This is a genomic window from Streptomyces sp. NBC_01723, assembly GCF_036246005.1.
Classification (GTDB): domain Bacteria; phylum Actinomycetota; class Actinomycetes; order Streptomycetales; family Streptomycetaceae; genus Streptomyces.
Genome location: NZ_CP109171.1, coordinates 3,249,616 through 3,271,496, shown reverse-complemented (window position 1 = coordinate 3,271,496; position 21,881 = coordinate 3,249,616). Strand labels below are relative to the sequence as shown.

Sequence of the window (21,881 nt, the reverse complement as noted above, 5' to 3'; positions counted from 1 at the left end):
CGATAGAGATAACGCGCAACGACCTCCTCAAGCGCGACGGCCAGGAGGTCCGCTTCCGCTCCGGCTCCGACTGCGTGGTCGTCGCGATGAGCCTCGACGACCCCTACACCGGAACGACCATCGAGTGGCGCAAGCAGGAGGCGAGCGAGGTCCAGATCGACCACGTCGTGCCGCTGTCCTACAGCTGGCAGATGGGCTCCTCGCGATGGACGGAGAACAAGCGCGAGCAACTGGCCAACGACCCCCTCAACCTGATCCCCGTCCAGGGCCGCGCCAACTCCGCCAAGCGCGACTCCGGACCCGCCTCCTGGCTCCCGCCGGCCAAGCAGGTCCGGTGCGCGTACGCGGTCCGCTTCGCCCAGGTCGCCGCCAAGTACGAACTGGCGGTGACCGCGCCCGACCGGGAGGCGATGCTCCGCCAGTGCGGCGGCTGACACCGCCCTCGGCCGGCCGGAGTGATCAGGTCGACAACGGTTCGGTACAACCCGGGGCCGCCTGTCGGTGTCGGCCTATACGCTCGACGCGACATCCGCCCGTTCCAGGTACCAGGAGCAGCCATGCACGGCCACGGCTACACGCAGCCGGTGAAGCAGCCGCCCTCACCCGGGTATCTGGTCTCCATGCGCGTGCTGTTCGTGACCCTGTCGGTCCTCACCTGCGGCTTCCTGACCTGGGTGATGCTGCTGCGGCTGGCGGTCGTCACCCGCAGGTCCGTGGACTGGGGCCTGTTCGTGGCGGTCCTGGCCGTCGACATCCTCAGCATCGTGCTGATCGGGACCGAGCCCGGCGACGAGATCCACACCCCCGGCGGCTACACCGGACTCGCGCTGCTGCTCATCACACTCGTGGCCGTGATCGCCTACTACATCGCGGCCGACGTGCGCCACTTCCAGCAGCAGCGGTACGGCGGCTACGCCCCGACCCCGACCCCCGGCTACGGCTACCCGCAGCAGCCCTCCTCGCCGTTCACGGCCACCACCGTGCCGCAGACCGCGCCGCCGCAGACCACACCGCCGCCCCCGCGGCAGACGCCGCCCCCGCCCGCCCGCATCGACCAAGTCCGCGCCGAACTCGACGAACTCAGCGACTACCTGCGCCGCCACGACGGCAACGGCGGCGCCGGTCACCAGGGCGGAACGTGAGCGCGCGGCAGGCGACCGGCACGACAGGACGCGTCGTCGCCGACCGCTACGAGCTGTCCCAACTCGTCGGACAGGGCGGCATGGGCCAGGTCTGGACGGCGTACGACCGACGGCTCGACCGGCGCGTGGCCGTCAAGCTGCTGCGCCCCGACAAGGTCGCCGGGCAGGAGGCCGACGAACTGCGCCGCCGGTTCGTCCGCGAGTGCCGGGTCACCGCACAGGTCGACCACCCCGGCCTGGTCACGGTGCACGACGCGGGCAGCGAGGGCGAGGAACTCTTCCTCGTCATGCAGTACGTCGACGGCGCCGACCTCGCCGACCACCTCGCCGAACACGACCCCTACCCGTGGCAGTGGGCCGTCGCGGTCGCCGCGCAACTGTGCGCCGTACTGAGTGCCGTGCACGCCGTGCCGATCGTCCACCGCGACCTCAAACCGCGCAACGTGATGGTGAAGCAGGACGGCACCGTCACCGTCCTCGACCTCGGCGTCGCCTCCGTCATGGACGCCGACACCACCCGCCTCACCCACACCGGCACCCCCATCGGCTCGCCCGCCTACATGGCGCCCGAGCAGGCCATGGGCGGCGCCGTCGGCCCGTACACCGACCTGTACGCACTCGGCGTCGTCCTGCACGAACTGCTCAGCGGCGACGTGCCGTTCGCCGGTTCCACCGCGCTCGGCGTGCTCCACCGCCACCTGTACGAACCGCCGCTGCCCGTGCGCCGTGTCCGCCCCGAGGTCCCCGAGGCGCTCGAAGCCCTCGTCCTGCGCCTGCTCGCCAAGGACCCGCAGCACCGCCCCGACTCCGCCCAGGAGGTCTACGAACACCTGGCGCTGCTGCTCCCCGCGCGCGGCATGCCCACCGGCCGCGCGCTGGACCCCACCCGCCCCTTCGTCCGCCCGCACGCCCCCTGGCCCAACCGCGCCCGCACCCCCGCCCCGCAGCCGGCCCCCGTGCCGCCCACCGCGGACGCCGCCAAGCCGGACGTCGCCCGCGCCGTCGACGAGGTCAAACGCCTCCTCGGCGAGGGCCGCATCACCCAGGCCGTCGACATCCTCGGCGCCATCCTGCCCACCGCCGCCGAACAGCACGGCGAACGCTCCCCGGTCGTCCGCACCCTGCGCAAGCAGTACGCGGCCACCCTCATGGACGACGGCCAGTACCGGCGCGCCCTGCCCGAACTGCGCCGCCTCGCCGACGAACGCGCCGCCGAGGCCGGCCAGGCCGACCCGCAGTCCCTGCGCCACCGCTACGACGCCGCCCAGTGCCTGGAACAGCTCGGCGAACCGGCCGCCGCCCTGGCCGAGTACCGCGCGCTGCTCCCTTACTACGAGAACCAGTACGTCGCCGGCGACCCCGACCTCGCCCACGACGTCCGCCGCCGCGTCGGCCACCTGCTGCTCGCCCTCGGCGACCGCCCCGCCGCCCACGACACACTGGCCCGGCTGCTGCACGACGTGGAGCGCGTCCACGGCCCCGGCCACCCGCTCGCCTCCGACGTCCGGCGGACGCTCCACTGGCTGGGCCGGATGCGCGGCTGACGACCACCGCAGCGCGCGGGGGCGAGGCGGTGCCCGAAGTCCTGGTGAATCGTTGGTCCAATGGGTTGGCCAGAGCCGGGCCACTGCCTAACATCGATCATCGCAAGACCTTGTGCACCGTCGCACAATCTCCAACGGGAGGTCTCCTTGCACCGCCGCCGTCGCCCCGCGCTCCTCCTCACCGCCGCGATCGCCGCCGCGGCACCCCTGCTCACCGCCTGCGGCAACGACGCGCATCCGGGCGCGGCGGCCGTCGTCGGCGACCAGCGCATCACCGTCTCCCAGCTGGAGAACCGCGTCGACGAGGTACGCGCGGCGCAGCGGGCCGCCGTCCCGGACGACACCCAGTACCAGCAGGTCGTCGCCCAGACCGGCACCCTCACCCGCGACACCCTGCACGGCATGGTCCTGGACCAGGTGCTGCACCGCGCCGCCCGGGACGCCGGTGTGACCGTCACCCGCAAGGAAGTGCAGGCGATGCGCGCGGGCCTGGAGGAGCAGGCCGGCGGCCCGAAGCAGCTGGAGACGGCCTGGCTCCAGCAGTACGGCGTCGCCCCCGAGCGCCTCGACGAGAACCTCCGCCTCCAGCTGGAGGCCCAGAAGCTGGCCCAGGGCCTCGGCACCGACACCAGCCGCCCCGAGTTCTGGCAGGCCCTGTCCAAGGCCTCCGCCAAGCTCGACGTCGACCTCAACCCGCGCTACGGCGCCTGGGACGTCCGCAAGAGCAGCCGCGTCAACGCCGAGACGCCGTGGCTGCGGGAGACCACCGCCGCGAGGAGCCAGGAGACGGCGTAACGGTCCTGCGCAGGCCCCCTGTGGACAACTCGGGGGGCGTCCGGGGCATGCGTTACGTTCGTGGAGTGAACGCAACCACCGCCGACGCGGCCCCCGCCGACCCGGGCCGCATCGTCCTCCTCACCACCAGTCACCGCGTCGCCCCCGGCCTGCTCTCCTGGCCCGCCTGGCAGGCCCTGCGCACCGCCGACCGCGTGCTGTGCGCCGACGGCACCCACCCCCAGCTGCCCTACCTGCGCGAGGCGGGGATACGGGTCGACGAGGCGGCCCCCACCGCCGAGGAACTGGTCGGCGCCTGCGCCGGCGGCCGCACCGCGGTGGTCGTGGCGACCGGCGAGGGCGACCCCGCGCTCACCGACGGACTGGCCCGCCTCGCCGGCTCCGGCCGCGTCCACATGCCCGAGCTGGAGCTGCTCCCCGCCTCCTACGACCTCCCCGGCGCCCGCCTCCTCGACCTGATCCAGGTCATGGACCGCATCCGCCTCGAATGCCCCTGGTCCTCCCAGCGCACCCACAAGGGCCTCGCCAAGTACGCCATCGAGGAGGCCTACGAACTCGTCGAGGCGATCGAGGACGGCGACCGCGACGAGCTGCGCGAGGAACTGGGCGACGTCCTCCTCCAGGTCGTCTTCCACGCCCGCATCGCCGAGGAGGACCCGGACGCGCCGTTCTCCGTCGACGACGTGGCCGGCACCATCGTCACCAAGCTGATCCACCGCCACCCCCACGTCTTCGGCGACGAGACGGCCGCCACCCCGGAGGACGTCCGGGAGCACTGGCTGCGCACCAAGGCCGCCGAGAAGCAGCGCACCTCCGTCACCGAGGGCGTCCCCCTCGGCCAGCCCGGCCTCGCCCTCGCCGCCAAGCTCGCCTCCCGCGTCCGCCAGGCCGGCCTCCGGGTCCCCCTCCCCTCCGGCGAGGGCATCGGCTACGACCTCCTCGCCCTGGCCGCCCGCGCCGAGTCCGAGGGCACCGACCCGGAGGCGGCGCTCAGAGCGGCGGCCCGGGCGTACCGGGACGCGATCCGGGGGGTCGAGGGGTGACCCCGCGCCCGCAGCCCGCCGGACCCGCCCCCGAGCTGTTCACCTGGGAGTTCGCCAGCGACCCCTACCCCGCCTACGCCTGGCTGCGCGAACACGCCCCCGTGCACCGCACACGGCTGCCCAGCGGCGTGGAGGCCTGGCTGGTCACCCGGTACGCCGATGCCAAGCAGGCCCTCGCCGACCCCCGGCTGTCCAAGAACCCGGCCCACCACGACGAGCCCGCGCACGCCAAGGGCAAGACGGGCATTCCGGGGGAGCGGAAGGCCGAGCTGATGACCCATCTGCTGAACATCGACCCGCCGGACCACACCCGGCTGCGCCGACTGGTCAGCAAGGCGTTCACCCCTCGCCGGGTCGCCGAGTTCGCACCCCGGGTGCAGGAGCTGGCCGACGACCTCATCGACCGGTTCGCGGCCGACGGCTCCGCCGACCTGATCCACGACTTCGCCTTCCCGCTGCCCATCTACGCCATCTGCGACCTGCTCGGCGTACCCCGCGAGGACCAGGACGACTTCCGGGACTGGGCGGGCATGATGATCCGTCACGGAGGGGGCCCACGCGGCGGTGTGGCGCGGTCGGTCAAGAAGATGCGGGGCTACCTCGCCGACCTCATCCACCGCAAACGCGCCGCGCTGCCGCCCGAGCCCGGCCCCGGCGAGGACCTCATCTCGGGTCTCATCCGCGCCTCCGACCACGGCGAGCACCTCACGGAGAACGAGGCCGCGGCGATGGCCTTCATCCTTCTCTTCGCGGGTTTCGAGACCACGGTCAATCTGGTGGGCAACGGGACCTACGCCCTGCTCACCCACCCCGAGCAGCGCGCCCGCCTCCAGTCCTCCCTCGCGGCCGGCGAACGCGGCCTGCTGGAGACCGGCGTGGAGGAACTGCTCCGCTACGACGGCCCGGTGGAGCTGGCCACCTGGCGCTTCGCCACCGAGCCGCTCACCTTCGGCGGTCAGGAGATCGCGGCGGGCGATCCCGTCCTCGTCGTCCTGGCCGCCGCCGACCGGGACCCGGAGCGCTTCGCCGACCCGGACACCCTGGACCTGGCCCGCCGCGACAGCCAGCACCTCGGGTACGGCCACGGCATCCACTACTGCCTCGGCGCCCCGCTCGCCCGGCTGGAGGGGCAGACCGCGCTCGCCACGCTCCTCACCCGCCTCCCCGACCTGCGCCTCGCCGCCGACCCGGGCGAACTGCGCTGGCGCGGCGGGCTCATCATGCGGGGTCTGCGCACTTTGCCCGTCTCGTTCACGCCGTCCGCGTCAGCACTCGGCAACGGTGCGTCGTCAAGGCAAACGTGACACGCCCTCAACTCTGTGATCTTCACGTGATCTGTGCGGCATGAACTTGTGACAAGCGATCATCTGCCTATACGTTCACGAACCAGTGTGGCGACGAGCATCACCCGCCGCACGGTCCCCGTCGTCTGTGAAAGGTCGTCGCATGCTCTCCGGGAACGGTCGTCACCGCCGCCCCCGCCAGGCTCCCGCACTGGTCGTCGCCGCCGGAGTGACCGGCTCCGCCATCGCCATCCCGCTGCTCGGCGCCACCGGCGCCCACGCGGCCGGGGCGAACTGGGACCAGGTCGCCGAGTGCGAGACCGGCGGCGCCTGGAGCCAGAACGTCGGCAACGGCTACTACGGCGGCCTCCAGCTCCCCCAGGAGGCGTGGGAGCGGTACGGCGGTCTGGAGTACGCGGCCAGCGCCGACCAGGCCAGTCGCTCCCAGCAGATAAGAATCGCCGAGAAGCTGTACGCGGACCAGGGCATCGCGGCCTGGCCGACCTGCGGGCTGCTCGCGGGTCTCGGCAACCCCCCGGGCGCCACCGCCCCGACGGGTGACGGCGCGTCGGAGGGTTCGCAGGCCCCGAAGACGTCGGACACCCCCGACCCCGCCGGATCGGCCGCCGGGTCCAAGACGCCCGAGCCGACGGGTTCGCCCAAGGCGTCGGACTCGCCCGAGTCGTCCGAATCATCCGAGTCGTCCGACGCGTCGTCGCCGTCGGGTTCGGAGAAGGAGACCGCGCCGACTCCCGGCGCGTCCGCTTCGTCCCCTTCGTCGTCTTCTCCGTCCTCCGGGTCGGATTCCTCTGACGACTCGTCCGGCGGCAAGGATCAATCCGCCAAGACGGGCACATCGCCTGAAAGTGACCGCCGCGCCACCGACGAACCGGAGGCCGCCGACCGCTCGTCCGGCTCGGGCAAGCACCGCGGCGACAGTGCGGACGAGGGCGGGCGCTGGAAGGGCCTCACCGACAGCACCTCGGGCCGGCACGCCTCGCGTGACGGAGGGTCGGGCGACGCCGACGACGGCTCGTACATCGTCCGCTCCGGGGACAATCTCTGGGCCATCGCCGACTCCTTTGGTGTCGACGGCGGATGGCGTGCGCTCTACTCCGACAACGAGCGGGTCGTCGGCCAGGACCCCGACCGCATCCTGCCCGGTCAGACGCTCACGGTCACGGGCGAATCGGGCGAAAAGTAGGGGGAGTTCACGTCACGGTTAGAGACTCTATGTCCGTTTTGGATCTCGTGAGAGATAGGTCTCAGAAGCCGTGATCGTCTTTGAAAATCCGCGGAGCGCGTGTCTACGGTCATGACCGCTCGCCACCGCGGGCCCCGACAGCCGCAACGCCGAATCCTGCCAGCGGCCGTACGGGAACAGTCGTCGCGTAAAGCGCCGAAGGCAGGAGCGGGGGACCCAAGGTAAGTGCCGCACCGGGCAGTTCTGCCGGAGCGGCTAGGGGTGGAGCCGAGTTCCGCGAGGAACCCGGCCGGGCAACTCAACCGGCCCGAACCCGACAGCTCACCTCGCAGGCGTCGGTGAGGGGATCAACCATGCTGTTTTCCGGCAAGGGCAAGCACCGTCGTCCGTCCAAGGCCACTCGCGTCATCGCCGTCGCCGGCGTGACCGGTGCCGCCGTCGCCGCCCCGCTGATGGCGGCCGGCAACGCCTCCGCCGCCACCACCTCCGAGTGGGACGCCGTCGCCCAGTGCGAGTCCGGTGGCAACTGGTCCATCAACACCGGCAACGGCTACTACGGCGGCCTCCAGTTCTCCGCGTCCACCTGGGCCGGCTACGGCGGTACCCAGTACGCCGCCACCGCCGACCAGGCCAGCAAGGCGCAGCAGATCGAGATCGCCGAGAAGGTGCTCGCGGGCCAGGGCAAGGGTGCCTGGCCGGTCTGCGGCACCGGCCTCTCGAACGCCGCGAACACCGGCGGCGGCTCCGGCGAGAGCCAGGACAGCGGCTCCACCGCCGACCGCTCCACCGAGCAGAAGGCGTCCCGCTCCGACGAGCGCCCGGCCGCCGAGCCGAAGGCCGAGAAGAAGGCCGAGGAGAAGACGGTCACCACCCCCACCGGCAAGAAGGTCGAGAAGGGTGACGGCGAGTACAAGGTCGTCAAGGGTGACACCCTCAGCTCCATCGCCGAGAAGCACGAGGTCAAGGGCGGCTGGGAGAAGCTGTTCAAGCTGAACGACGACATCGTCGACGAGGCCGACCTGATCTTCCCGGGTCAGCAGCTGCACCTGAAGTAAGCGGCTCCTGTCGCGATTCCCGCCCCGGTGCGTGTTCCCCGTGCGCACCGGGGCGGGATTTTTGCGCCCGTCGCCCAGCCCTCTTTGTTCCGTTCGGAAACAATTTACTCTCGGTTCTGTCCAGCGGGTGGGCGATCGGCTGGCCGATCGCCCGGAGCCGGTTAGGCTCGGTCCCGCAGAGCCGACGCGGTCCTGCGGACCCGCGCGTCACACCGAAGCGTCACATTGAAGAAGGAGATGCTCGTGCCGTCCATCGACGTCGTCGTAGCCCGGGAAATCCTGGACTCCCGAGGCAACCCCACGGTCGAGGTCGAGGTCGGCCTCGACGACGGCAGCACGGGTCGTGCCGCCGTTCCGTCCGGCGCCTCCACCGGTGCCTTCGAGGCCATCGAACTCCGTGACGGCGACCCGGGCCGTTACCTCGGCAAGGGCGTCGAGAAGGCCGTCCTCGCCGTCATCGAGCAGATCGGCCCGGAGCTGGTCGGGTACGACGCCACCGAGCAGCGCCTGATCGACCAGGCCATGTTCGACCTGGACGCCACCGACAACAAGGGCTCGCTCGGCGCCAACGCCATCCTCGGCGTCTCCCTCGCCGTCGCCCACGCCGCCTCCGAGGCCAGCGACCTGCCGCTCTTCCGCTACCTGGGCGGCCCCAACGCGCACCTGCTGCCGGTGCCGATGATGAACATCCTGAACGGCGGCTCGCACGCCGACTCCAACGTGGACATCCAGGAGTTCATGATCGCCCCGATCGGCGCGGAGTCCTTCTCCGAGGCCCTGCGCTGGGGCGCCGAGGTCTACCACACGCTCAAGAAGGTCCTGAAGAACAAGGGCCTGGCCACCGGCCTCGGCGACGAGGGCGGCTTCGCCCCGAACCTCGGCTCCAACCGCGAGGCCCTCGACCTCATCCTGGAGGCGATCAAGGAGGCCGGCTACACCCCCGGCGAGCAGATCGCCCTCGCGCTCGACGTCGCCGCGTCCGAGTTCTACAAGGACGGCTCCTACGCCTTCGAGGGCAAGAACCGCACCGCCGCCGAGATGACCGAGTACTACGCCGAGCTGGTCGAGGCGTACCCGCTGGTCTCCATCGAGGACCCGCTGTTCGAGGACGACTGGGACGGCTGGAACACCATCACCGCCAAGCTCGGCGACAAGGTGCAGCTCGTCGGCGACGACCTGTTCGTCACCAACCCGGAGCGCCTGGCCCGCGGCATCGAGGAGAACTCGGCCAACGCCCTGCTCGTCAAGGTCAACCAGATCGGTTCGCTGACCGAGACCCTGGACGCCGTGGAGCTGGCCCAGCGCAACGGCTTCAAGTGCATGATGTCCCACCGCTCCGGCGAGACCGAGGACGTCACCATCGCCGACCTGGCCGTCGCCACCAACTGCGGCCAGATCAAGACCGGCGCCCCGGCCCGCTCCGAGCGCGTCGCCAAGTACAACCAGCTGCTGCGCATCGAGGAGATCCTCGACGACGCCGCGGTGTACGCCGGCCGCAGCGCCTTCCCGCGCTTCAAGGGCTGAGCGCCGCCGCCGTCGTAGGCGGCGTCGTACGTACGTCCCCGTACTCGGTCCCGTACCGTGTGCGGGGACGTACGCACGTGTGGACGGGAAGCGGGGACAGACATGGCGGTGAAGGACCGGGACCGTTTCTCCACCGCGACCAGGATCCGGATCATCGGGGAACAGACCGCGGCCCGGGTCTACCGCTCGCAGACCAAGCGCCAGGCCCGTCGCTCCCGGCTGACCGGCCGGGCCGCGCTGCTCGCGATGGTGCTCTGCTCCCTCGTCGTGGCGCTCGCCTATCCGATACGGCAGTACGTCGCCCAGCGCGCCGAGATCGCCGATCTGCGGCGGGAGCAGCAGGAGACCCGGGACCGGGTCGAGGAGCTGCGCGACCTCAAGGCGCGCTGGCAGGACGACGCCTACGCCGAGCAGCAGGTCCGGCTGCGGCTGCACTACGTGATGCCGGGGGAGACGGGGTTCGTCGTCGTCGACCCGGACGCCGCCAGGAAGGCCCGCGCCGAGTCCGGCGGGGCCGACCGCCCCTGGTACCGGAACGTCTGGGACGGTGTCGACAAGGCCGACGCCGCCGCCCGCCGGCCGTGAACCGACCGCGCCGGCACTGACTCAACAGGAAGACCAGCAGAAGACAGTCATGCAGACTCCCCCGCCGACCACGCCGCGCACCGAGCCCACCGACGCGGACGTGCTGGCCTTCAAGCAGCAGCTCGGCCGTCCTCCGCGCGGCCTGCGCGCCATCGCGCACCGCTGCCCCTGCGGACAGCCGGACGTCGTGGAGACGGCACCGCGGCTGCCCGACGGCACCCCCTTCCCGACGCTGTACTACCTGACGTGCCCGAAGGCGGCCTCCGCCATCGGCACGCTGGAGGCGAACGGCGTGATGAAGGAGATGACCGAGCGCCTCGCCGCCGACCCGGAGCTGGCCGACGCCTACCGCGCGGCGCACGAGGACTACATCCGGCGCCGCGACGAGATCGAGGAGCTGACCGGTTTCCCGAGCGCGGGCGGCATGCCGGACCGGGTCAAGTGCCTGCACGTGCTGGTCGCCCACTCGCTGGCGGCCGGACCCGGCGTCAATCCGCTGGGCGACGAGGCGATCGCGCTGCTGCCCGAGTGGTGGCGCAAGGGGCCGTGCGTGACGCCCGCCGACCCCGCCGGCCCCGCCGACCAGGAGGACGCCCAGTGACCCGTGTCGCCGCCGTCGACTGCGGTACGAACTCGATCCGGCTGCTCGTCGCGGACGCCGACCCGGCCACCGGTGAGCTGACCGACCTGGACCGCCGCATGACCATCGTGCGGCTCGGCCAGGGCGTCGACCGCACCGGGCGGCTGGCGCCGGAGGCGCTGGAGCGGACCTTCGCCGCGTGCCGCGAGTACGCCGAGGTGATCAAGGAGCACGGCGCCGAGCGGGTGCGCTTCGTGGCGACCTCCGCCTCCCGGGACGCGGAGAACCGCGACGACTTCGTGCGCGGGGTGCTGGACATCCTCGGTGTGGAGCCGGAGGTCATCTCCGGCGACCAGGAGGCGGAGTTCTCCTTCACCGGGGCGACCCGGGAGCTGGCGGGGCGCGACGACCTCGACCGGCCCTACCTGGTCGTCGACATCGGCGGCGGCTCCACCGAGTTCGTGGTGGGCGACGACCATGTGCGCGCCGCCCGCTCGGTGGACGTCGGCTGTGTGCGGATGACCGAGCGGCACCTGGTGCGCGAGGGCGTGGTGACCGACCCGCCCACCGCCGAGCAGGTCGCGGCGATGCGGGCCGACATCGAGGCGGCCCTCGACCTCGCCGAGGAGACGGTGCCGCTGCGCGAGGCGCGCACGCTGGTCGGGCTGGCCGGGTCGGTGACGACGGTGTCCGCCATCGCGCAGGAGCTGCCGGCGTACGACTCGGCCGCCATCCACCACTCCCGGGTCTCCCGGGACCGGGTCCGGGAGATCACCGACTGGCTGCTGCGCTCCACGCACGCCGAGCGGGCGGCCGTCCCCTCCATGCACCCGGGCCGCGTCGACGTGATCGGGGCGGGCGCGCTGGTGCTGCTCTCGATCATGGAGCGGACCGGTGCGGAGGAGGTCGTCGTGAGCGAACACGACATCCTCGACGGCATCGCGTGGTCGGTCGCGTAGGGCCTGTCGTTTGGGTCAGGCCGGCTGACAGAGACTGCGCCTTTGACTCACCCGAGCCCCGCGACGCCGGCATGATCCAAACGACAGGCCCTGGCCCGCGGGGTGCCGGTCTGAGCAGGACGGACGACGATTGAGCGGCTGCCGGGGGGCCTCACGGGCCTCCCGGTGACGTCCCGTCCGGAAAGTTCGTGAAGTTCTTCACAAGGAATTGGGCCCTGTCGGACGACGAAAGCGCGGTCGCTGACCCTTTTGGGGCTTCAACTGCCCTTTGAACGTGTTCAGGACGGTGCTCGGAGGGTGCCTCGAAGAGGGGTCGCGAGGGGGTGGTCCACCGTCCCCGGCGGCACGGAGGGGCAGCTCACGCGGCATTGACAACGGGGTGTGAGGGGGTCCGGTTCCTCTCCTCACCATGATCTCCGTCACGTGAGTGGCGGATGGTAACACAGACCTAACATGAGCTTGTGAAGGGGCGCACGAACGACCCCCCTGGGGCGGGTGGATACTCGATGGCATGAGCACCACGGAGCGTCCCAGGATCCTCGTAGTAGGCGGTGGGTACGTAGGCCTGTACGCAGCTCGACGCATCCAGAAGAAGATGCGTTACGGCGAGGCGACCGTCACCGTCGTCGACCCGCGGTCGTACATGACCTACCAGCCCTTCCTCCCCGAAGCCGCCGCCGGCAGCATCTCCCCCCGACACGTCGTCGTCCCCCTCAGGCGCGTGCTCCCCAAGGCGGAGGTCCTCACCGGCCGGGTCACCACCATCGACCAGGACCGCAAGGTCGCCACGATCGCCCCGCTGGTGGGCGAGGCGTACGAGCTGCCCTTCGACTACCTGGTCATCGCGATGGGCGCGGTCTCCCGCACCTTCCCGATCCCCGGCCTCGCCGAGCAGGGCATCGGCATGAAGGGCATCGAGGAGTCCATCGGCCTGCGCAACCACGTCCTGGAGCAGCTCGACAAGGCCGACTCCACCACCGACGAGGAGATCCGCCGCAAGGCGCTCACCTTCGTCTTCATCGGCGGCGGGTTCGCCGGCGCGGAGACCATCGGTGAGGTCGAGGACATGGCCCGCGACGCGGCCAAGTACTACACCAACGTCTCCCGCGAGGACATGCGCTTCGTCCTCGTCGACGCCGCCGACAAGATCCTCCCCGAGGTCGGTCCCAAGCTCGGCCAGTACGGCAAGGAGCACCTCGAGGGCCGCGGCGTCGAGGTCTACCTGTCCACCTCCATGGACTCCTGCGTCGACGGCCACGTGGTGCTGAAGAACGGGCTGGAGGTCGACTCCAACACCATCGTGTGGACGGCCGGCGTCAAGCCCAACCCGGCGCTCTCCCGCTTCGGCCTGCCGCTGGGTCCCCGCGGTCACGTCGACTGCGAGCCGACCCTCCAGGTCAAGGGCACCGACTACATCTGGGCCGCGGGCGACAACGCCCAGGTGCCGGACCTCGTCGGACGCAAGGCGGGCAACGAGAACGCCTGGTGCCCGCCGAACGCCCAGCACGCGCTGCGCCAGGCCAAGGTCCTCGGCGACAACGTGATCTCCGGCATGCGGGGCTTCCCGCAGAAGGAGTACAGCCACGCCAACAAGGGCGCGGTGGCGGGCCTCGGCCTGCACAAGGGCGTCGCGATGATCGTCATGGGCAAGATGAAGATCAAGCTCAAGGGCCGTCTCGCCTGGTACATGCACCGTGGCTACCACGGCATGGCGATGCCGACGTTCAACCGGAAGATCCGCGTCTTCGCGGACTGGACCCTCGGCATGTTCCTCAAGCGCGAGGTCGTCTCCCTCGGTGCGATGGAGACTCCGCGCGAGGAGTTCTACGAGGCCGCCAAGCCGGCCCCGGTCGCGCCGCCGAAGGCCGCCGACCAGGGCGAGAAGATCGCGTCGTCGGAGAAGGCCGAGGAGAAGGCCAAGGCCTCCTGACCCCGGCTCCCGAGCGTCGGTAGTACCCGCGGTACCCCCGAAGGGGCCGCCCGCCATCCGTGGTGCGGGCGGCCCCTTCGCGTTGCTCCGGCGGGGCGACGATTCCGATGGTGTGTACAAGTATTTTGCCGAGTCGTAACGCGTGCCGGGGACTGTGCGGCGGGCTCCCAGGTGTTTACGTGGTGTTGGACATTCCGGGATCGCACGTCACGGAGGTACGCCATGGCTGACGCCGCGCTGCGGCTGCAGGACCTCTTCGAACAGTTGCTGGGAGCACCTCTCCGGGTGCGCATCCGCGCCTGGGACGGTTCCGAGGCGGGCCCGCCGGGTGCGCCGACCCTCGTCGTCCGCAACCGCAGGGCCCTGCGCCGCCTGCTGTTCAAACCGGGCGAACTCGGCCTGGCCCGTGCCTGGGTGGCCGGCGACCTCGACGTCGACGGAGACCTCTACACCGTCCTCGAAGCGATGGCCGGACTCGTCTGGGAGCGCGGAGAGGACGCCCGGGGCCTGGCCGAGGCGCTGCGCGACCCCGAGGTCCGGGCCGCCGTACGCGGACTGGTGCGGCTCGGCGGGCCGCCGCTGCCGCCCGCACCGCCGCCGGAGGAGATCCGCCGGGCCCGCGGCCACCTGCACACCAGGCGCAGCGACAGACGGGCCGTCAGCCACCACTACGACGTGGGCAACGACTTCTACGAACTCGTCCTCGGCCCGTCCATGGTGTACTCCTGCGCCTACTGGCCGGCCCTTCCGGCCGAGGGCGGCACTCTGGAGAACGCCCAGCGCGACAAGCTCGAACTCGTCAGCCGCAAGCTCGGTCTGAGCCCCGGTCAGCGCCTCCTCGACGTCGGCTGCGGCTGGGGCTCCATGGCGATCCACGCGGCCCGCGAGCACGGCGTGAGCGTCGTCGGCGTGACGCTCTCCCAGGAACAGGCCGCCTACGCCCGCAAGCGCGTCGCCGACGAGGGCCTCACCGACCGGGTGGAGATCCGCGTCCAGGACTACCGGGACGTGTCCGACGGGCCGTACGACGCCATCTCGTCCATCGGCATGGCCGAGCACGTCGGCGCCGAGCGCTATCTGGAGTACGCCACCGACCTGCACCGGCTCCTCAAGCCCGGTGGACGGCTGCTGAACCACCAGATCGCCCGCCGCCCCCAGCGGGACGAGTCCGCCTACCAGGTCGACGAGTTCATCGACGCCTACGTCTTCCCGGACGGCGAACTCGCCCCCGTCGGCACCACCGTCACCCAGCTGGAGCGGGCCGGGTTCGAGGTGCGCGACGTGGAGTCGATCCGCGAGCACTACGCGCTCACCCTGCGCCGCTGGGTCGCCGACCTGGAGGCCGAGTGGACGGCGGCCCTGAAACTGGTCAGCCCCGGCCGCGCCCGCGTCTGGCGGCTGTACATGGCCGCCTCCGCGCTCGCCTTCGAGCGCAACCGCATCGGCGTCAACCAGGTCCTCGCCGTGAAGACCCCCGCCTCGGGCGCCTCCGGGATGCCGTTGCGGGCCCGCGTGTGGGGCGCGCCCGGCCGAGCCTGACCCGCACCCGACCCGAGGGCCGGGCCCCCGTGCGGGGAGCCCGGCCCTCGGTGCGCCGCGTCGCGGTGAGGTCACTCGGTCTTGATCGCGTTCAGCATGTTCAGCCGGGCGGCGTTGCGGGCCGGCCACATGGCGGCCAGGACACCCACCAGACCGGCCAGCACCACGAAGATCCCGATCCGGTCCCAGGGCAGGACCAGCGCGTACCCCGGGATGCTGTCCGCGACGGTCTCGCCGATCGCCCAGCCGAGGAACGTGCCGAGACCGATGCCCACCACCGCGCCGAACACCGAGATGACGACGGCCTCCAGCCGCACCATCCGCTTCACCCGGCGCCGGTCGAGACCGATCGCGCGCAGCATGCCGATCTCCTGCTGCCGTTCGAAGACGGACATCGCGAGGGTGTTGACGACGCCGAGCACCGCGATGATCAGGGCCATCGCCAGCAGGCCGTACATGACGTTCAGCAGGGTGTTGATGGCGCCGCCGAACTCGTCGCGGATGTCCTGGCGGTCCATCACGGTGATCGCGGGGTTGTCGCCGAGCGCGTCGACGAGGACCTTCTCGTTCGCCGCCGACTGGCCGCCGTCGGTCTTCACGAAGATCTCCCGGATGGACGGCTTGGCCTCGTGCCCGGCCACGACCTTCCGGTCCACGAGGACGGGGGAGAGGAACTCGCTGTCCTTGTAGACGGCACCGACCGTCAGCTCGGCCTTCTCGTCGTCGTCGAAGGTGACGGAGACGGTGTCGCCGGGCTTCCAGCCCCTGCTCTCGGCCGTCTCCTCGGCGACCGCGATCCGGCCCTGGGCGAGCGAGCCGGCGTTGCCGCTGACGGTGTCGACGGTCAGCACCTTCTCGATGTCGCCCGGGGTGACCGCCGAGGCGGACACGAAGTCGCCGTCGACCCGGAAGTAGGCGTCCTGCTGCGGCGAGACCGCGGACACGCCGTCGGCCTTCTCCAGGGCCGTCAGCGCGGACCGGTCGAGGTCGCCGCCGTTGGCCATCGAGACCATGTAGTCGGCCCTGATGTTGTCCGTGGTCATCTTGTCGATGGCCGCGCCGACCGTGACGCCGAGCACCGACAGGGCGGTCACCAGCGTCAGCCCGATCGCCAGCGCCGAGGCGGTGGCGCCGGTGCGGCGGGGGTTGCGGACCGCGTTCTGGCCGGCCAGCTTGCCCGCCACCCCGAAGGGCCCGACGAGCAGCGGACGGACGAGTGCGATCACGGGCCGGGACAGCAGCGGGATGAGGACGATCACGCCGATGAGCGCCAGGAACGCGCCCGCGCCGATGTACAGCCGGCCGTCGTCGCCGCCGGTCGAGGCGCCCGCCACGATCCCCACCGCACCGAGGGCGGTGACGGCCGCGCCGATGGAGTTGCGCAGCACCAGCGACTTGGTGGTGGCCACCGCGTGGACGCTGTTCATGGCCGCCACCGGCGGGATCTTCGCGGCCCGGCGGCCCGGCAGCCAGGCGGCGAACACCGTGATCAGCACGCCCACCAGGAACGCCGCGACCACCGGGGTGGCGGACAGGACCAGCGGACCGGCCGGCATCTTCATGTCGAGCGCCGCCATGCCGGAGCGCAGTCCGACGGCAAGACCGACGCCGAGGGCGAAGCCGACGGCCGAGGCCACCAGACCCACCAGCGCGGCCTCGGCCAGCACCGAGCGGGTGATCTGCCTGCGGGACGCGCCGACGGCACGCATCAGGGCGATCTCCTTGGTGCGCTGGGCGACCAGCATCGTGAACGTGTTGGAGATCAGGAAGATGCCGACGAAGAGCGCGATGCCCGCGAAGCCGAGCAGGACCTGCTTGAGGTTGCCCATGCCCTGTTCGATCTGGTCGGCCTGCTCGTCCGCGAGCGCCTGGCCGGTCTGGGCCTCGGCGCTCTCCGGCAGCAGCGGCTCGACCGCCTTCAGGACCCGCGTGTCGTCGGCGCCGGGGGCGGCGGCGACGGTGGCGCTCTCGAAGTAGCCGGGCCGGAGGTACTGCTGCTGGGCGACGGCGGTGTCGAAGAGGACGAGGCTGCCGCCGGCGTTGACGGCGCCGTCCTCGGTGGTGAACACACCGCTGAGGGTGTACTCCTTCACCGGGCCGTTGGTCGCGACGCGCACCCGGTCGCCGACCTTGTACTCGCCCTTGCCGGCGGACTCCTCGTCCAGGGCGATCTGGTCGTCCTTCACCGGGCCGGAGCCGTCGGTGAACGTGTACGCGGTGTCCTTGCCGTCCTTGCCGGGCGCGAAGTTGGAGCCCTTGTTGGACCAGCCGACGCCGATGAGCTTCCCGTCGGGGTCGGCGACACCGGCGAAGCCCTCGACGCGGCCGTACACCCCGGCGACGCCGTCCACGGCGGAGATCTTGTCGAGGACCTCGCCGGAGAGGCCGGGCTCTTCCTTGGGGTTGTCGGGGTCGGCGTGCGAGCTGACGGCGACGGCGACGTCGTCGTAGCTCTTCGCCGACTGGTTGCGGAAGGCGTTGGAGAGGGTGTCGGCGAAGACCAGGGTGCCCGACACGAACGCCACGCCGAGCATCACGGCGAGCACGGTCATCAGCAACCTGGCCTTGTGCGCGAAGACATTGCGCAAGGCGGTACGGAACATGGGGTCTTCTCTGTCCAGACGTACGTACGAGTCGGTACGGGGGCGGGCGGGGGGACGTCAGCTGGTGCGGCCCTTGGCGTCGAACCGCTTCATGCGGTCCAGCACCGCGTCGGCCGTCGGCCCGTACAGCTCGTCGACGATGCGTCCGTCGGCGAGGAAGACCACCCGGTCCGCGTAGGCCGCGGCCACCGGGTCGTGGGTCACCATCACGACGGTCTGGCCCAGCTCCCGCACCGAGTTGCGCAGGAAGCCCAGCACCTCGGCGCCGGAACGGGAGTCGAGGTTTCCGGTCGGCTCGTCACCGAAGATGATCTCCGGCCGGGAGGCCAGCGCCCGGGCCACGGCGACGCGCTGCTGCTGGCCGCCGGAGAGCTGGGCGGGGCGGTGACCGAGCCGGCCGGAGAGGCCGACCATCTGGATCACGGAGTCCACCCACTGCTTGTCCGGCTTGCGGCCCGCGATGTCCATCGGGAGGGTGATGTTCTCCAGCGCGGTCAGCGTCGGCAGCAGGTTGAACGCCTGGAAGATGAAGCCGATCTTGTCCCGGCGCAAGTTGGTCAGCTGCTTGTCCTTCAGCGAGCCCAGTTCGGTCTCACCGATGCGCACGGAGCCGGAGGAGAAGGTGTCGAGGCCGGCCACGCAGTGCATCAGCGTGGACTTGCCGGAGCCGGAGGGGCCCATGATGGCGGTCAGCTCGGCCTGCCGGAAGTCGATGGAGACCCGGTCCAGAGCGACCACCTGGGTCTCACCCTGGCCGTAGATCTTGGACAGCTCCGTGGCGCGTGCGGCCACGACGGTGGACCGGTCGGCGATGGGTGCGGTGGTCACGGGAAAGGCGCTCCTGTCGGTACGGCGTGTGCTCGGGGACGTCTCCCATCGTTCCGCCCGGACGGCGCCGTGTAGTCAGCCGCTGTTCCGGTTTCGGGGGGCGACTTCGGTCGGACGGGCGGCGGCGGTGTCATACCTGCGGATGACGGCCGACCCCGACGGCGGAACGGGGCGGGCGCCCTGACCGGGACGGTGAAATCCCGTCATTCCACGTGCGCCGCGGGCCGCCACTCGCGAGGCTGTTGGCGAGTACTGATGGCCTGAACCAGGAACTGATGGACCCTCAGGCGCCAATAAAATAAGACAACATCGCACCTCCCGCCCACGGTTCGGGAGGTGTGTCCCGATAGGCTCAAGACACTCGACGCGGAGCCCATGGCCTGCCCGGATGGTGGAATGCAGACACGGCGAGCTTAAACCTCGCTGCCCCTTCGAGGGCGTGCCGGTTCAAGTCCGGCTCCGGGCACTTCCGACGCTTCCCTTCAGTTCCGCAGGCTCCCACCCCCTGAACCGTTGACAGCGGCGCGCGTGTGGTCGGAAACTCACCCCGATATTCGGTGAAGGAAATTTCACCACGCGAACAAGCGAACGCGACGAAGGGACGACCGATGCGCACCACCGTCGGCATCATCGGGGCCGGACCCGCCGGACTCCTGCTGGCCCGGCTGCTCCACGACGCCGGGATCGACTCGGTCGTCCTGGAGAGCCGCGACCGCGCCTACGTCGAACGCCGGCAGCGCGCCGGGATCCTGGAGCAGGGCACGGTGGACGTGCTGCGCGCGGCCGGGGCGGGGGAGCGGATGGACCGCGAGGGGCTGCGCCACGACGGCATCGAGCTGCGCTTCGACCGGCGGCGCCACCGCGTGGACTTCCCCGCGCTCACCGGCGGCAGGTCCGTCATGGTCTACGCCCAGACCGAGGTCTGCAAGGACCTCATCGCCCTCCAGTTGGAGGACGGCGGGCCGCTGCTCTTCGAGGCCGAGGCGCTGGCCGTGGAGGGCGCCGGGACCGACCGCCCGCGCATCCGCTTCCGGCACGGCGGCGCCGACGGGACGGAGGACGTCCTGGAGTGCGACTACGTCGTCGGCTGCGACGGCTTCTGGGGCATCGCCCGGACGGCGGTCCCGAACGGCCGCACCTTCGAACGGACGTACCCCTTCGGCTGGCTCGGCATCCTCGCCGACGTCGCCCCCTCCCACCACGAGCTGGTCTACGCCCGCCACGACCGCGGCTTCGCCCTGCTGTCCATGCGCTCCCCGTCCGTCTCCCGCCTCTACCTCCAGGTCCCCGCGGACACGGACGCCGACAGCTGGAGCGACGACGCGATCTGGGCCGAGCTGGAGCGCCGCTTCGAGACCGACGACGACTGGACGCTGCGCCGCGGCCCCATCACCCAGAAGTCCGTCACCCCCATGCGTTCCCACGTCCACGAGCCCATGCGGTACGGCCGCCTCTTCCTGGCCGGCGACGCCGCGCACATCGTGCCGCCCACCGGCGCCAAGGGCCTCAACCTCGCCGTCGGCGACGTCGTCACCCTCGCGCGGGCGCTGGCCCACCGCGCCGGGACCGGCTCCGACGCGCTGCTCGACGCCTACTCCGCCACCTGCCTGCGCCGCGTCTGGCAGGCCGAGCGGTTCTCGTACGACATGACGACCCTGCTGCACCGCGACCCGGCCGCCACGCCCTTCGACGACCGCCTCCAAGTGGCCCGTCTGGACCGGATCGCCTCCTCCCGCGCCGCCGAGACCGACCTCGCCGAGGCCTACACCGGGTTCCCGATCGGGTGAGCGGTCCCGGACGTCCCCTGGGGCCCCGGCCGTGAGGGGAATCACTGATCGGCGTAGCGTGTTGTGCGCCAGAGCGAGGGAAAGATCCTCCCCAAGCAGTAGGGTCATTCCTTTGCCGTTCTATTACTCTTGAGCCAAGGCTGCGCCGTGTGGCCATGGAGGAGTGAAATGAGGAGCAGAAACCCGGTCTTCTCGCGACGGGGGTTCAGCCGCGACAACGGCTACGCGGGCTTCAACGCCGCGCCGCAGGCCGGGGGACCCGCCGTCGCCACGCAGGGCAACCCGTACGCGCAGGGCACGCAGGGCACCCCGTACGCCCAGCCCGCGGACAACCCGTACGCGCAGAACCCGTACGCCCAGCAGGACCTTCAGTACGGCACGCCGCCGCAGGCGCCGGCCACCACCGGCCGGATGACGATGGACGACGTCGTCATCCGCACCGGCAGCACGCTCGGCGTGCTCGTGGTGACCGCCGCGCTCGCGTGGGCGCTGCTGCCCGTGGACGACGCCAACATCGGCCGCTCGTACGGCATCGGTATCGGTGCCGCCCTGATCGGCATGGTCCTGGCGCTCGTCCAGTCCTTCAAGCGCAAGGCCTCGCCCGCGCTGATCCTGTCGTACGCGGCGTTCGAGGGTGTCTTCCTCGGCGTCGTCTCCAGCGTCGTCGACAACCGCATCGCGGACGGCGCGGCCATGCAGGCCGTGATCGGCACGATGGCGGTCTTCGCCGGTGTGCTGATCGCCTACAAGGCCGGCTGGATCCGCGTCAACCGCCGCTTCTACGGCTTCGTGATGGCGGCGGCGCTCGGCTTCGTCTTCCTGATGATGGTGAACCTGCTGTTCGCCGTCTTCGGCGGCGGCGACGGCCTCGGTTTCCGCAGTGGTGCGCTCGGTGTCGTCTTCGGCATCGTCGGCGTCATCCTCGGCGCCTGCTTCCTCGCCCTGGACTTCAAGCAGGTCGAGGACGGGCTCGCCTACGGTGCGCCGCGCGAGGAGGCCTGGCTCGCGGCCTTCGGCCTCACGCTGACGCTGGTCTGGATCTACCTCGAGTTCCTGCGACTCATCGCGATCTTGAACAGCAACGACTAGCGGATACCGCCGTCGGTGTGACAAGTGAAGGGCCCCGGGCTTCAAGCCCGGGGCCCTTCGTCGTCGTGGTGCCGGCGCCCCCGCTCAGAGCAGGTTGCGCGCGGCCCTTCTCAGGTCGTACTCGTGGACGATGGCCTTCGCGTGGCCGTACGCGAGGTTGTGTTCGTGGCGGAGCCAGCTGACCTTCTCCTCGAAGCGGAAAAGGGAGGGGCCGTCCTCGACGGCACGCAGCCAGTCGGAGATCTCACGACCGGTGCACTGGGGAATGCGGGCGAGCAGATTGCGATGGGTCTCCTCGGAGAAGACTTGGGACATCGGCGCCTCCGGGCGAAAGGGGATGTAAGCCGGTCCTTCAGGTCACCGTGCCTGAGTGTTCGCCCGTTGGCAACAG

Annotated in this window: 18 protein-coding genes, 1 tRNA gene, 1 pseudogene and 1 riboswitch; of the genes and pseudogenes, 17 read left to right on the top strand and 3 right to left on the bottom strand. The window is 71.1% G+C overall.

The genetic code is table 11. The features are described 5' to 3' along the window. Window positions 1-11 precede the first annotated feature (11 nt). From OIE75_RS15115 to OIE75_RS15050, 14 genes and pseudogenes are all read left to right on the top strand, one after another. Window positions 12-434 (top strand): annotated as a pseudogene (locus OIE75_RS15115) (HNH endonuclease family protein); the annotation flags it as partial. 123 nt (window positions 435-557) lie between these two features. Continuing rightward, window positions 558-1,142 carry a hypothetical protein gene (locus tag OIE75_RS15110; protein ID WP_307012783.1) on the top strand — a complete coding sequence of 195 codons (585 nt, stop codon included), beginning with the start codon at window positions 558-560 and terminating at the stop codon, window positions 1,140-1,142. A gap of 53 nt (window positions 1,143-1,195) precedes the next feature. Next, window positions 1,196-2,686, top strand: coding sequence for a serine/threonine protein kinase PkaE (gene pkaE / locus OIE75_RS15105; RefSeq protein ID WP_329473995.1), 1,491 nt, complete (start codon window positions 1,196-1,198; stop codon window positions 2,684-2,686). Window positions 2,687-2,833: 147 nt separating this feature from the next. Further along, complete coding sequence (locus tag OIE75_RS15100) at window positions 2,834-3,481, top strand: SurA N-terminal domain-containing protein (protein WP_307012782.1); 648 nt, start codon at window positions 2,834-2,836, stop codon at window positions 3,479-3,481. Between the two features lie 65 nt (window positions 3,482-3,546). Next, window positions 3,547-4,524 (top strand): nucleoside triphosphate pyrophosphohydrolase, encoded by a 978-nt coding sequence (locus OIE75_RS15095; protein WP_329471199.1) that lies wholly within the window; start codon window positions 3,547-3,549, stop codon window positions 4,522-4,524. Continuing rightward, window positions 4,521-5,828 carry a cytochrome P450 family protein gene (locus tag OIE75_RS15090; protein WP_307012780.1) on the top strand — a complete coding sequence of 436 codons (1,308 nt, stop codon included), beginning with the start codon at window positions 4,521-4,523 and terminating at the stop codon, window positions 5,826-5,828. Before OIE75_RS15095 ends, OIE75_RS15090 begins: the two co-directional genes overlap by 4 nt. Window positions 5,829-5,970: 142 nt before the next feature. Further along, window positions 5,971-7,011, top strand: a complete 1,041-nt coding sequence (locus tag OIE75_RS15085; RefSeq protein ID WP_329471198.1) for a LysM peptidoglycan-binding domain-containing protein — start codon at window positions 5,971-5,973, stop codon at window positions 7,009-7,011. A gap of 183 nt (window positions 7,012-7,194) precedes the next feature. Next, window positions 7,195-7,361: riboswitch (cyclic di-AMP (ydaO/yuaA leader) on the top strand. Between the two features lie 3 nt (window positions 7,362-7,364). After that, window positions 7,365-8,066, top strand: a complete 702-nt coding sequence (locus OIE75_RS15080; protein WP_329471197.1) for a transglycosylase family protein — start codon at window positions 7,365-7,367, stop codon at window positions 8,064-8,066. Between the two features lie 243 nt (window positions 8,067-8,309). Then, entirely contained in the window at window positions 8,310-9,590 is a 1,281-nt protein-coding gene (eno, locus tag OIE75_RS15075; RefSeq protein WP_079030721.1) for a phosphopyruvate hydratase, read from the top strand. A 102-nt stretch (window positions 9,591-9,692) separates the two neighbouring features. Then, window positions 9,693-10,175, top strand: a complete 483-nt coding sequence (locus OIE75_RS15070) for an FtsB family cell division protein (protein ID WP_125491366.1) — start codon at window positions 9,693-9,695, stop codon at window positions 10,173-10,175. 49 nt (window positions 10,176-10,224) lie between these two features. Further along, entirely contained in the window at window positions 10,225-10,776 is a 552-nt protein-coding gene (locus OIE75_RS15065; RefSeq protein ID WP_307012777.1) for a DUF501 domain-containing protein, read from the top strand. After that, window positions 10,773-11,714 (top strand): Ppx/GppA phosphatase family protein, encoded by a 942-nt coding sequence (locus OIE75_RS15060; protein ID WP_329471196.1) that lies wholly within the window; start codon window positions 10,773-10,775, stop codon window positions 11,712-11,714. Before OIE75_RS15065 ends, OIE75_RS15060 begins: the two co-directional genes overlap by 4 nt. A 511-nt stretch (window positions 11,715-12,225) precedes the next feature. Further along, the gene (locus OIE75_RS15055) at window positions 12,226-13,644 is read left to right on the top strand and encodes an NAD(P)/FAD-dependent oxidoreductase (RefSeq protein ID WP_307012775.1); all 1,419 of its coding nucleotides are present in this window, start codon (window positions 12,226-12,228) and stop codon (window positions 13,642-13,644) included. A gap of 222 nt (window positions 13,645-13,866) precedes the next feature. Continuing rightward, the gene (locus OIE75_RS15050; RefSeq protein WP_329471195.1) at window positions 13,867-15,183 is read left to right on the top strand and encodes a cyclopropane-fatty-acyl-phospholipid synthase family protein; all 1,317 of its coding nucleotides are present in this window, start codon (window positions 13,867-13,869) and stop codon (window positions 15,181-15,183) included. Between the two features lie 71 nt (window positions 15,184-15,254). On the opposite strand, the gene OIE75_RS15045 is transcribed toward OIE75_RS15050, so the two are convergent. Both OIE75_RS15045 and OIE75_RS15040 read right to left on the bottom strand, forming a co-directional pair. Next, window positions 15,255-17,786 carry an ABC transporter permease gene (locus tag OIE75_RS15045; RefSeq protein ID WP_329471194.1) on the bottom strand — a complete coding sequence of 844 codons (2,532 nt, stop codon included), beginning with the start codon at window positions 17,784-17,786 and terminating at the stop codon, window positions 15,255-15,257. A 57-nt stretch (window positions 17,787-17,843) separates the two neighbouring features. Beyond that, complete coding sequence (locus OIE75_RS15040) at window positions 17,844-18,614, bottom strand: ABC transporter ATP-binding protein (protein ID WP_329471193.1); 771 nt, start codon at window positions 18,612-18,614, stop codon at window positions 17,844-17,846. A 382-nt stretch (window positions 18,615-18,996) separates the two neighbouring features. On the opposite strand from OIE75_RS15040, the gene OIE75_RS15035 reads away from it, so the two are divergent. From OIE75_RS15035 to OIE75_RS15025, 3 genes are all read left to right on the top strand, one after another. After that, window positions 18,997-19,080: transfer RNA gene (locus OIE75_RS15035), tRNA-Leu, on the top strand. 142 nt (window positions 19,081-19,222) lie between these two features. Next, window positions 19,223-20,401: a 4-hydroxybenzoate 3-monooxygenase gene (locus tag OIE75_RS15030; RefSeq protein ID WP_329471192.1), complete on the top strand. Its 1,179-nt coding sequence runs from the start codon at window positions 19,223-19,225 to the stop codon at window positions 20,399-20,401. 168 nt (window positions 20,402-20,569) lie between these two features. Beyond that, entirely contained in the window at window positions 20,570-21,490 is a 921-nt protein-coding gene (locus OIE75_RS15025; RefSeq protein ID WP_307012771.1) for a Bax inhibitor-1/YccA family protein, read from the top strand. An 84-nt stretch (window positions 21,491-21,574) separates the two neighbouring features. Here the strand turns inward: OIE75_RS15025 and OIE75_RS15020 are convergent, their stop codons facing one another. Beyond that, window positions 21,575-21,805: a DUF4287 domain-containing protein gene (locus OIE75_RS15020; protein WP_064728274.1), complete on the bottom strand. Its 231-nt coding sequence runs from the start codon at window positions 21,803-21,805 to the stop codon at window positions 21,575-21,577. Between the last annotated feature and the right edge of the window lie 76 nt (window positions 21,806-21,881).